Below are 11871 nucleotides of genomic sequence, written 5' to 3'. Positions count from 1 at the left end.
CTGTCAAAGCTTAGGAGTGGTAATTTTTCGCAAACTTAGTTCATATTTTTGCTATTTAATTTTTCTATTTCTTCATCGATTTGCTTAACATCTATTCGTTCATATAATGGTGAAACAGATGCAAGTCTTTTTGGTAAAACCTCGATTACATGCCATTCTAATGTCTCTAATCCAAGCATATCTTTTAGTTTTTCTGCACTAAATGGGAGGAAGGGATTCAATAATTGACTTAAATTTTGAATAATAAATACACATGTAGCTAAAGTTTCATCACATTTTTCTTTTTCTTCTTTAAATGTAATCCATGGCTGTTGTTGGTCAAAGTATTTATTATATGTTCTTATAGATTCAAATATTAATTCTAACGCTTCTTTAATTTTAGCTTCTTCTATTAATTGCCCAACTTTTTGATAAAGTAAATGTAATTCATTTTTAATACTTTTATCAATTTCAGTTTGAGGGACTTCTAAATCATATGATTTTTCCAGAAACTTAAATGTTCTATTAACCAGATTACCAAATGCACCAAGAAGTTCACTGTTATGACTATAAATAAATTCTCTAAAAGAAAAATCTGCATCTCGAGATTCTGGTGCATTGATTGTAAAGAAATAGCGAATCGTATCAGGGTGATATCGTTCTATTAAATCCGGTATCTAGACTGCCCAATTCTGGCTGGTTGATATTTTTCGTTTTTCCAAAGTCATATATTCACTTGATACGATTGATTGTGGCAACCCATCAATATTTGCACCCATTAGAATTGATGGCCAAATTACGGTATGAAATGGTATATTGTCTTTTCCATGAATATAATAAGTTTTTGTTTCTTTCATCCAGAATTGTTGGTAATCCTGATTATTTAGTTTTCCCCATGCTTCTGATGCTGTTAAATATCCAGCTACTGCTTCAATCCAAACATATATCTTTTTATCTTCAAATCCTTTGATCGGCACATCAACACCATTAGGTAAATCACGTGTAACAGAACGATCAGGTATACCTTCATTTAAATATCTTTCAGTGAGTGCTAATGCATTTTGACGCCAGTGATATTTTGTACTTTTTTCTTTAAAATACTTTTCAAGTTGTTCCTGAAGCCTACTAAATTTGTAATATAAATGATTTGTTTCTCTAATTACAGGTTCGTTGCCACACAATTTACAACGCTTATTGATTAAATCTAGTGGATCGAGTATTACTGAACATTGATCACACTGATCACCTCGTGCTTTTACACCACAATTAGGACACTCACCTTCAACCAATCGATCAGGTAAAAACTGCTGATCATGTTCACAATACGCTTGCTCAATCGTTTTTTGATAGAGCATATCATTATCATATAATTTTAAGAATAATGACTTTACGCCGTTATGATGTTCGATTGAGTCTGTTCTAGTATATAAATCATAAGTAAAACCTAATTGAGTAAAGCAATGTTGAAATTCCTGATGATAAATATCTGCAATATCTCGAGTGGTCTTTCTTTCTTGTTTCGCACGTATTGCAATAGGTGTTCCGTTACAATCACTTCCAGACACATATAATACATCTTCACCAGTCTGTCTGTAATATCTCGCAATAATGTCTCCCGGTAATAATGCAGCAATGTGACCAATGTGCAAAGAACCATTTGCATACGGCCATGCTCCTCCAATAAATACTGTCATTCTAAATCTCCCCCTTATATTCCATAAAAAAAGTCCCAATCGCAAAAATGCGATTAGGACGATATATAATATTCGTGGTACCACCTAAGTTCGTATATTACTCACATAATATACCTCATAAAGTTAATAACTTTAATCCATTAACGCTGGATACGTCGCAATCTACTCATACAAACTTTCTTTGCGAAGCTTAGAGTCATCCTTTAATTCGTTACTTCTTTTCAGCTACCGAAGCTCTCTATTTTATGAATTAAATCTTCTCATCAATGCCGTTTTTTATTATTAGATATAATATATAAGATAATTGTGAAAATTACAATATTAATTTTTTATTATTCAAATTTTATAATGAGAATTATTTTTTTGACAATCAATAAAAAGAAATAGAATTTGAAATTGGTGAAACCCCAATTTCGGCAGACAATTTCAATCTGAAATTGGTAGATTCCCAATTTCGGTAGGCAAATTCAATCTGAAATTGGTAGAACCCCAATTTCGAACTAACATTTATTATCGAAATTGTAGATGCGCACATCAACTTTAATTTTTACTATCATTTTTATATTTATGCTATACTCAAATCATTAAAGTGAGGTATAGATATAATGATAAAATCATATGAATTTGCGCAAGTTATGAATAATGTGAATCAGTTACTTAAGATTTATAAAACAAATGATCCAACGACGAATAAAGCACAAAAAAATATTATATTAGACGAAATTCGAGCGATTTACATTGTGAATGGCATAGATGCTAGTGAGTCTATTACTAAACTTGATGATATTCGGCTTTCCAAGACGAAAGCTGCTATGATTCTTTCAGAAATGAAACAGTTTGTAGAACCTTTTGAAATGCCTTCAGCTAAACAAGTAGAGAAGTTATTCAAAAAGGTTAAAAAATTAAACACACCACCAAGTGATCAATATGATCTTCAGATGATGAGCTATCTTGGATGGAATGACCATTCTGCAAATCGTAAGTATATTGTCTATAAGGATGATAAGGGTGCTTTTCAGAGTGTCTACGGAGAACTAGCTCCAACCAAAGTGAAGGGATTTTGTTCGATTTGTCAGCATGAATCTGATGTTTCTTTATTCTTAAATAAGACAAAGGCGAATAGTGACGGAACATATACGAAAAAGGGTGACTATATTTGTCATGATAGTAATGTGTGTAATCAACATTTAGACGATATCGATAAACTATATCATTTCATACAAAAAATAAAGTAAGTGTCGTATAATGACACTTACTTTATTTTTTATTGGTACTTTTTTTAATAATGAGATAGATCGTTATTATATTGACAATTGTAAAAGCTACAAAGATTATTAGCGAAATAGTAACTGCAATTTTAACCCATAATTCATCGCTTATGCTTAGTGTACGAATATTAACTAAGACGAATGCAAGTGAGATAATGAGTGAAAGAACAGGGGGTACTAAATTCATTTTATCTAAATTTGGATTGTTATAGCTTAAATATTTGATAATAACATCTCCTAAATAAGTATTTACTTCTTCTTCTGCCACCATTTAGATGTTTCAATACCTTTATGATTATATACTGGTTTAATGATGTCAATAATTTCAACTGAGTCATGAATATGCTTAATTATATCATCAATCGGTTTATACGCATCAGGTGCTTCATCTAAAGTGTCTTCCACAACTGTACTACTATATATCCCTTCCATTTGCTTTTCAAATGTTTCTAAGTTGAGCGTCTGTTTAGCTTTTGAACGAGATAATACGCGTCCTGCACCATGTGGCGCAGAATAATTCCATTCTGGATTGCCTTTACCTTTTCCGATGATGATGCCATCACGCATATTGATTGGAATAACAACATCTCTATCAAGACTCGCATCACATGCACCTTTACGAATTAAATATTCTTTATCTTTTACCTCTATAAAATTGTGCGGTGAGTTTATGGTTTTTGCATTGTCCATATGTATTCCAAAGTAATTGAGAATAACGGCTGTCATCATTAAACGACTCGTTTCAGCGAAGCAGCATGCAGCTGTCATATCACCAATGTAATGCAATAAGCTTTCACCTTTAAGATAGCTAACTTCTTCATCATAATGATTTTCCTGATTCAGTTGTTTTACAAATTTTATCATCGGTTGAATAGCATGATGTTTATTCTGTTCTTTTAAGATGTTAATGATAGGTGCAACATCAATATTTTTGTGACTCTCTTTAGCTAAGTCCTGATAGTGTTTTTCTATCTTAGCTCCTAAGAAGCGGCTACCAGAATGAATCGTAAGGTAATATTCATCAGATTTGTTCTTTCCAATCTCAACAAAATGATTACCGCCGCCTAAAGTTCCGACTGAATTGATTAATTGAATCATATTTACATTTTGAAACAGTAAAGATGTTTGAATTTCTTTTAAATTATCTAAAATAATATCTGTAATTTCTTGAGGTATATTATTAAATACAGGATTTTTTAGTTCATTGGTTCTTGGATATGTTGAAATATTATCAGTTATATACTGATCAAGTTCAGGAAAGTTAATATTATCAAGTTTACCTAATGGATAACTCATCATCCCACAACCAATATCCACACCGATAAATGCAGGTGGAATCTTGGCATTAGATTTGTTCATTAGAATAGATGTACCAATCGCACAACCTTTTCCTTCATGTACATCAGGCATCATCACAATATTAGTGCCAGATAGAAAATCAAGGTTCGTCATATTCTGAACTCTATTTCTGGCAGCGTCTTCAATGTTATCTGTCATTATAACTGCATTTGTATATTTTCCGGTGATGTTTATCATTTTTATAACTCCGATCTTAAAAGTTCTTGTAACCATTTAATCATAAATGTAAAATATAGTCAAAATATGATATCTGGTGTAAATATTTGATAGATTAAATTAACATGGTAACTTATAATGGTATTAAATTACTTATTATCCATTTTAAAATAGGGGTGTATATTATGTATTCAATTTTTGAAAAATATCTCTTAAAGCATTTTTTATATGGCATTCTATTTGGATTTCTCTACGCGCTTTTGTTAAGTGATTATTTACCATTTTTTTATGGTGGAATTGAATATTTATCAGAAGCACCTTTAATCAATTTTTTTATAAATATACTACAAATGATTTTTACAATTGCTATTCTATACACTTTATTTGCTGTTTTGTATTATATGTATAAACCAAAAAAGTATTAATTACATATGAATATGGGTATATATATGTATATATTTTTTAGGAGTGAATTTAAATGAAAAAAATTATGATTATTAATACAAATACAGATCATTATAAAGGTTTAGAGGAAAAGACAGGTTTATGGTTAGGCGAGCTTGTTCATTTCTATGATTATTTTAAAGACAAAGAAGTTGAGATAGATTTATACAGTGTTAAAGGTGGTAAAGTACCGATTGATCCATTTAGTGTGAGTACTTTGATGTTAGATTATAAGACTAAAAACTATATGGAAGATCCTGAGTTTATGAAATTATTAGATAATACAAAGTCTATTCACGAAGCTGATGTAAGTGAATACGACGCAGTTTACTTCACTGGTGGACATGGTACTATGTTTGATTTTGTTGATAATGAAGATATTTCTCGAATTCTTAAAGAAATGGATAAAGACATGAAAGTGATATCATCTGTATGTCACGGGGCAGCAGCTTTACTAAACTTTGAGGAAAATCGTTTGAAAGATAAAGAGTTAACCGGATTCTCTAATCTAGAAGAACAAATAGTAAGAAAGACTAATAAAGTACCATTTCTATTAGAAGATGAGCTTAAGAAGAAAGGTGCGAATTATAAAAAAGCGGTATTACCAATGGCATCGAAAGTCGTGCATGATGGTAATATCATTACCGGACAAAATCCACAATCGCCAAAAGGTGTGGCTAAGAAAGTCTGGAATGCAATTCAGTAATTATTTTACGAAAGAATATATGTATTACCAATCTATCCAAAGTTTTGGATAGATTTTTTTATATATTTACTGTCATATTAAGTTAATTATATAATATATGTAATTAAGTGCTAAACTATGGTAATATCAATTTAAAATACGAGGAGGGATGAAGATGACTTTCACAAAACGTATAATAACTTCTATTATAATTATTTTTCTTATTGCTGCAGGCATATTGTATTCTGAATCACCAAAAGAAGAAGTTAATGCTAAACCGATAAAAGAGAGCATACTGATTAAACAATTGGAGAGTAACGAGTATGCGAGTGGTGAAGCTGCGATGAAAGATTTTAAAGAAAAACTTTTTCCTCATTCAAAGAGTGAAGGTATGGTTGTAAATCCAGATAAGGAATCAAATCCTAAATTTTATTCTATATTTGTTAGTAAGAAAGATAAAAATGACAAAGATAAAGATTACGCTTTTGGATATGCCATTCTTAATCCGAAAAATAAAAATTATAAACTGGACATAATAGCTACAGGTATCCAGTTAAAAGAAGGAATGACAGGTATAACAAAGAAAACAGTTATTGGAAACACTGTTTCAACATTTTATGCAGGGCATAACGAAGATGATAAACTTGAAAATTATGAATCTGGCGTGATTGATGAAGCAACAAATCTCACGGTTAAATTTACAGACCAGATTATACACAGTACAAAAAAACAAGATGATATTATTTCAATTGAATATATGGAAAGTCTGAATGCAATAGATAAAGCTGTAGTAACATTGTCTCCTCCATATAATCCTAAAAATCTTAAAGTTATGATTGCTGATTATGAGATGAATGGTAATCAATATGGTGCGGTAGCTGTTATTCACAACAGTGGTGGAGGGCGTATGGTAACACGTGTTGTTGATAATCTATTGATATCAAAGCATATGAAAACCTTTAATCAATCACTTAAAATTGATGGCCAACAATTAGATATCACGATAGGAAATGAAATTGTTGAATCATCCAAGAACAGTATTAAACAAGAAATAGGAAATGTAGGTTCGGTAACGATTAATATTAAATAATGAGGTGAAACAATATGAATTTTAGAGACAAACTATTTATTTTATTTTTAAATGCATGCTGGATGTTTTTCGTTTATTATTTGGTAAGAATTCACGACAATGAGTTTTTAAATTATTTACCGTTTATCATACCTTCAAGTTTAATTGTTATCTGTTTTATCATGTTGATTCAATTAAGAGATGAATCGACAAAAGATGTAAAAGTAAGAGAGTTTGAAGAGTAGTTTAATATTGATATCTTTATGTGTAAAAATCTTGTTATGCTAGATTTTACATATTAATAACTAAATCATCCCATTGACCGATAGCAATTAATCTGAATATTCTTGATAATTATTATTGGATAAAATAATAATGTGGAGAGAAAATATGTCTAGAATTTATTACAATATTCTTTTAATCCAGCTTTCATTTAGTGCTGGATTTATTTTTTATAATGTTTCAATTACATATTTCATTTATCAATTAACACAATCAACTTTTCTAGCAAGTTTAACAACATTTTTAAATCTCATTGCTAAAATGATAAGTAAGTTTTTTATTCAAAAATTCACTCAGAAATATACGATTAAACAAATATTATTAATAAATACATCTGCACAGATGATATTTTTATTATTGATGTTAGTGTTTATGAATTTAAAAGTATTATTAATCATATATATTCTTACTACTTTAATTTCTTTTTTTAATGGCATGTTCTATCCATTAAAAAACACTTTAATAAAAAATGTATTTGATGAAAATGAAGTCGCAAAAGTCATTGCAGGAATCTCTTCATTCGACCAGGCAATTATGTTTTCTGGATATATCATTGCAGGATGGATACTCGCAATGACAAATGTAGTTTTTGTTATGTCAATTACTCTTTTGTTTTTCGTTATTGCTTTTATTAACATTTTTATGATTCCAATTAATAAAAAAGAGTTGATTGAATTACAACATCGAACGACTACTAGTATAGTTGAAGGGTATCTATTATTGTTTAGTTTTCCTGTATTAAGGCAATTAACATTTATTGAATTTATTGAAGCCTTAATTGGGACAATTTGGATTGGTGCGATTCAATTAGCGTTTATAGAAGAGTTTTTGAATGAGGATACATCCTGGTGGGGTTACTTTAATGCTGCATACTTTGCAGGAACGATGATAGGAGCAATTGTAATATATAAATTTAAGAAGTTATCAACGCTAAATTTATATACCATTATCATTTGCCAAATCGTATATGTCATAACGGTCATAATTTTTGGTACTATAAAAATACCTGTTATTTCTGTTTTGCTAATTTTTATTATGGGACTCGTATTTCAAACTAAAGATATTTTGCAGGAAACACTAATCATTTCAAAGATCCCAAAAGAACATATCACTCTACTTACAGCATTTAAATCAACGATTATAGAATTTGGATATTTGATTTCAATTATATCAATTGGAGTTTACGCAGAAGTAGTTCCTATTCAGTGGGTGTATATCACTTCAGGGATAGTATATATGTTATGCATTTATTTAATGTTGAAATTGAAAAGATTACTTTGAAAAAATCACCTCAATCGACTTTAGATTGAGGTGACTTTTTTGGATTTATCTTAGGATGGATAATTTTATATCTCGATAGATCCTTCTTATAGATAATACGCTCTGTTATTTCATATGGCTGTGTATAATTCATCTCTGAAACTTTTACATTACCGTTTTGATATACATGCTCAATGTATGCTACATGACCTTGCGTGCCTCTTGGTGATTGAAGTAACGCACCTTTTCGTGGCGAATGGTTTACATTATATCCATCTTGTTTAGCAAGCTTCGCCCAATACTTTGCATCACGCCATGATCGTTCTATCATGTTGCCGTCTTTCTTTACTTTATCAAATACATAATAGGTACATTGACCTTTATCATAAGTGTTTATAGCCATCGGATCTGGCATAAGTTCAATGCGTAATGTGTTGTAGTTATCGATTATCCTATCTTGATTTATAAAAAGCAGAAATAATGATAATAATATAATGAAGAATGAGATTATTCTTTTCATAGTGATTTTATATACCAGCGATCCATTGCTGAATGGTCACTGCCTTCGATTGGTTGTTCTAATAATTGAAAGCCATACTTTTCATAGAGCATACATGCAACTTCTAGTTTACCCATTGTTTCTAAATAACAAGCTTTATAATGGTTTGATGCAAATGCTAATGCTTTATCCATTAATAGTTTAGAAATACCTTTCCCTTGTGAAGATTCTAAGAGATATAGTTTTTGAAGTTCACATATCGTCCCATCTTCACTGAATGGAGCAATGCCAACACCACCTAAAACTTCTCCATTTTGCTCTGCTATCCAGTATTGGGCATATTTACGTTCACCATAATATGATGATAGTTGTGCTAGTTCTGGGTCAAAGTATGCTGATCCAGGAATATCTAAGTTGAACGATTCAAGAGACGTTTGAATGATTTTATGGATGATGGGATTATCTTTTTGTTGGATTGGTCTGATTTGAATTGTATTAAGCATAAGGATACCTCCTTTAAGATTACTGTAAATAGTAATGAAGCCCGGTGTGTATGTCAATAAAATAGGGAGTCTCAATAATTAATCCTATATTTTATCCATTATACTTCGGTTATATATTATTGAGTAAGTATGCAAACGAATAATTGTAGTTATGTTTAAAGAAATAATACGCTGACTCATAAGTAAACGAACAATCGCTAATATAAAATAGTAGGTAATATGTTACCAGCAATCAATAACCTATATATTATCTACATCTTTTTATATTTCACGAATTAATCACTAGATTTAACGGTCTTTATTCGTTATGATAGTTGTATCAATTTAGAAGAGGTGTTATATCAATGGATATGAATTTTAATATGTTTATGGAAGATTTCGTAAACAATGCACGTCAGGAAATCGAAACTGCGGGTTACAAACAGTTAACAACGCCTGAAGCGGTTAAAGAAACGTTTGATAAACCTGGTACAACTTTTGTCATGGTCAACTCTGTTTGTGGTTGTGCTGGCGGTATTGCTCGTCCTGCTGCAGCACATGCATTACATTATGATAAATTACCTGATCAATTAGTAACTGTATTTGCTGGTCAGGATAAAGAAGCGACTGAAACAGCTCGTGATTACTTTGAAGGTTATCCACCAAGTAGTCCATCATTTGCTTTACTTAAAGATGGTAAGATTGTAAAAATGATCGAAAGACATGAAATAGAAGGTCACGATCCAATGAGTGTTATTACAAACATTCAAGCTTTATTTGAAGAGCATTGTGAGGAACGTTAATTCATTCATGAAGATTAAGCCTTATAAGATTGGTTCGCGTACGATTAAGACTGCTTTCGGTATGTCTCTCGGCGTAATCATCTGTAAGATGATGGGTCTCGAGAATTTCTCATCTGCTGCTATTTTAGTCGTTCTTTGTGTGAAGAATACAAAAGTAAAATCTTTAGAAGCTGCAAGTGCGAGATTTTTCTCGTGCTTGCTTGGTATTTTGTTTTCATATATTTTCTTTATGAATTTAGGCTTTAATCCGATTGTCCTCGGTATCCTCGTCTTACTGTTTATTCCTGTTACAGTAATGTTCGGTATACAAGAAGGTGTGGTCACAAGTATCGTTATCATTCTACATTGCTTTAATTCAGGTCATATTGACTGGGCATTAGCTGTTAATGAATTTCTATTACTTTGTGTAGGCATAGGCATCGCTTTAATTTTAAATCTTTATATGCCGAATCACAACAATACATTACATGGTTATAAACGTGCGATAGAGATGGAATTTCAGGTTATTGTCAGCCGATTGAGTGATGCGTTAAAGCATCCTGAAATTGTATTGAACACAAATGATATTGATAAGCTGCATGAAACGATTGAACGTGCGAAGTCACTTGCCTATATGGAAGTAGAGAATCATTTTTCACGTAATGATAATTCATATTATCATTATTTTGATATGCGTGAATCCCAACTTGAGCTTTTGGCACGTATGACACACCTGATTAATGAAATAAGCTGTAAAGATAAGCTACATATGCAGTGTAGCGGGTTGTTAGAGGATTTATCAAATAATATAACGAGCAATAATTTTACTGCAATAAGATTACATGATTTATATGAAATAATGCTGGATTTAGATAATTATCCATTACCGGATTCACATGAGCGATTGAAATCTCGTTCTGCCGCAATTCAGCTGCTTAAAGAAATAGAAAGTTATTTAATGATAAAATCTAAATTTGGCTCTTTAAAGATGTATTAAAAAAACGTTGAGAAGGTTTGTAGTGAACCCAAAAAGTTGAACTTTTTATTAAGCTACTTTCATTAAAGCAAGATTTCTGTATTCTACAGGAGTCTTGCTTTTTAATTTTCTCTTCTTTCTGACTAAATTATAATACTCCATATAGTCAATAATCTCCTCTTCTAGTTCATCATAAGAATCAAATGTTTCTCCATAAAACATTTCTTGTTTTAAAATACCAAAGAAATTCTCCATCGGAGAATTATCAAGACAATTACCTTTTCTAGACATGCTTTGAATAATTCTATTCTTTTTCAAAGTTTGTACCCAAGATTTATGCTGATATTGCCACCCTTGATCGGAATGGATTGTAGTTCTATAGGGAAGGTCTGGAATTACATTAATTGCTTTTAACAATGATTCCATAACGAATTCCAATGTTGGACGCTTACTAATTGAATAAGAAATAATCTCTTTCGAACATACATCAAAAATTGTTGACAGATATAGCTTAGTTCCATTTTTAATGTTGAATTGTGTTACATCAGTAAGTAATTTTTGATATGGGCGATTAGTTACGAATCTACGATTCAATTTATTCTTAGCTGTTTTGCCAACTTTCCCTTTGTACGACTTATATGTTCTATTTCTATGCTTAAACTTTGTACAAAGTAAATTATTTTCTCTCATTATTCTAAGAACTTTTTTATGGTTAACTACAAAACCTAACTCTCTTAGTTCGTCGGTTACTGTACGATAACCTATCCTATTTTTATGTTTGTTAATGATTTCTTTAATCAAAGTAATTAAATAATTGTCTTTATGTTTAGTGACACTAAGTCGTAATTTCCAATAATGGTATACACTTTTCGCTATCATAGCTACTGATAATATTTCTTTTAACTTATAGTTAGATTCATTCCTTAACTCAATAAT

General features: G+C 30.8%; 11 protein-coding genes and 1 pseudogene. 7 read left to right on the top strand and 5 right to left on the bottom strand.

Features of this window, described 5'->3' with window-relative positions:
* Positions 1-35: 35 nt before the first annotated feature.
* Positions 36-1673, bottom strand: a pseudogene (metG, locus tag HT586_RS07465) (methionine--tRNA ligase).
* A 605-nt stretch (positions 1674-2278) separates the two neighbouring features.
* Here metG and HT586_RS07460 point away from each other — a divergent pair.
* Positions 2279-2908, top strand: coding sequence for a FusB/FusC family EF-G-binding protein (locus tag HT586_RS07460; protein ID WP_203545516.1), 630 nt, complete (start codon positions 2279-2281; stop codon positions 2906-2908).
* Positions 2909-3190: 282 nt separating this feature from the next.
* Here the strand turns inward: HT586_RS07460 and HT586_RS07455 are convergent, their stop codons facing one another.
* Positions 3191-4477 (bottom strand): RtcB family protein, encoded by a 1287-nt coding sequence (locus tag HT586_RS07455; protein ID WP_203545515.1) that lies wholly within the window; start codon positions 4475-4477, stop codon positions 3191-3193.
* A 457-nt stretch (positions 4478-4934) separates the two neighbouring features.
* Here HT586_RS07455 and HT586_RS07450 point away from each other — a divergent pair, with 457 nt between their 5' ends.
* From HT586_RS07450 to HT586_RS07435, 4 genes are all read left to right on the top strand, one after another.
* Positions 4935-5606 (top strand): type 1 glutamine amidotransferase domain-containing protein, encoded by a 672-nt coding sequence (locus tag HT586_RS07450; protein ID WP_203545514.1) that lies wholly within the window; start codon positions 4935-4937, stop codon positions 5604-5606.
* A gap of 154 nt (positions 5607-5760) precedes the next feature.
* The gene (locus HT586_RS07445; protein WP_203545513.1) at positions 5761-6675 is read left to right on the top strand and encodes a hypothetical protein; all 915 of its coding nucleotides are present in this window, start codon (positions 5761-5763) and stop codon (positions 6673-6675) included.
* A gap of 14 nt (positions 6676-6689) precedes the next feature.
* Complete coding sequence (locus tag HT586_RS07440) at positions 6690-6899, top strand: hypothetical protein (RefSeq protein ID WP_203545512.1); 210 nt, start codon at positions 6690-6692, stop codon at positions 6897-6899.
* Positions 6900-7044: 145 nt separating this feature from the next.
* Positions 7045-8217, top strand: coding sequence for an MFS transporter (locus HT586_RS07435; protein WP_203545511.1), 1173 nt, complete (start codon positions 7045-7047; stop codon positions 8215-8217).
* A 10-nt stretch (positions 8218-8227) separates the two neighbouring features.
* Here HT586_RS07435 and HT586_RS07430 read toward each other — a convergent pair whose 3' ends face one another.
* Together HT586_RS07430 and HT586_RS07425 are read right to left on the bottom strand one after the other, a co-directional pair.
* Positions 8228-8716 (bottom strand): CHAP domain-containing protein, encoded by a 489-nt coding sequence (locus tag HT586_RS07430; RefSeq protein ID WP_203545510.1) that lies wholly within the window; start codon positions 8714-8716, stop codon positions 8228-8230.
* Complete coding sequence (locus HT586_RS07425) at positions 8713-9198, bottom strand: GNAT family N-acetyltransferase (RefSeq protein WP_407943972.1); 486 nt, start codon at positions 9196-9198, stop codon at positions 8713-8715. Before HT586_RS07425 ends, HT586_RS07430 begins: the two co-directional genes overlap by 4 nt.
* Positions 9199-9542: 344 nt before the next feature.
* Here HT586_RS07425 and HT586_RS07420 point away from each other — a divergent pair, with 344 nt between their 5' ends.
* On the top strand, positions 9543-9980 hold the full coding sequence (locus HT586_RS07420) for a BrxA/BrxB family bacilliredoxin (RefSeq protein ID WP_111744886.1): 438 nt from the start codon (positions 9543-9545) through the stop codon (positions 9978-9980).
* A 7-nt stretch (positions 9981-9987) separates the two neighbouring features.
* On the top strand, positions 9988-10956 hold the full coding sequence (locus HT586_RS07415) for an aromatic acid exporter family protein (protein WP_096076407.1): 969 nt from the start codon (positions 9988-9990) through the stop codon (positions 10954-10956).
* A 48-nt stretch (positions 10957-11004) separates the two neighbouring features.
* Here HT586_RS07415 and HT586_RS07410 read toward each other — a convergent pair whose 3' ends face one another.
* Positions 11005-11868, bottom strand: coding sequence for an IS3 family transposase (locus HT586_RS07410; RefSeq protein ID WP_232618444.1), 864 nt, complete (start codon positions 11866-11868; stop codon positions 11005-11007).
* Positions 11869-11871 lie beyond the last annotated feature (3 nt).

Source organism: Macrococcoides bohemicum, assembly GCF_016865215.1.
In the GTDB taxonomy this organism is placed as follows: domain Bacteria; phylum Bacillota; class Bacilli; order Staphylococcales; family Staphylococcaceae; genus Macrococcoides; species Macrococcoides bohemicum.
The sequence above is the reverse complement of the archived record's forward strand: the minus strand, read 5'-3'. Positions and strand labels throughout refer to the sequence as shown.

Coding starts and splice junctions, on each gene's coding strand:
- HT586_RS07425 (WP_407943972.1), bottom strand. CDS start 9,198: ATGCTTAATACAATTCAAATCAGACCAATCCAACAAAAAGATAATCCC.
- HT586_RS07435 (WP_203545511.1), top strand. CDS start 7,045: ATGTCTAGAATTTATTACAATATTCTTTTAATCCAGCTTTCATTTAGT.
- HT586_RS07460 (WP_203545516.1), top strand. CDS start 2,279: ATGATAAAATCATATGAATTTGCGCAAGTTATGAATAATGTGAATCAG.
- HT586_RS07455 (WP_203545515.1), bottom strand. CDS start 4,477: ATGATAAACATCACCGGAAAATATACAAATGCAGTTATAATGACAGAT.
- HT586_RS07450 (WP_203545514.1), top strand. CDS start 4,935: ATGAAAAAAATTATGATTATTAATACAAATACAGATCATTATAAAGGT.
- HT586_RS07440 (WP_203545512.1), top strand. CDS start 6,690: ATGAATTTTAGAGACAAACTATTTATTTTATTTTTAAATGCATGCTGG.
- HT586_RS07445 (WP_203545513.1), top strand. CDS start 5,761: ATGACTTTCACAAAACGTATAATAACTTCTATTATAATTATTTTTCTT.
- HT586_RS07415 (WP_096076407.1), top strand. CDS start 9,988: ATGAAGATTAAGCCTTATAAGATTGGTTCGCGTACGATTAAGACTGCT.
- HT586_RS07420 (WP_111744886.1), top strand. CDS start 9,543: ATGGATATGAATTTTAATATGTTTATGGAAGATTTCGTAAACAATGCA.
- HT586_RS07430 (WP_203545510.1), bottom strand. CDS start 8,716: ATGAAAAGAATAATCTCATTCTTCATTATATTATTATCATTATTTCTG.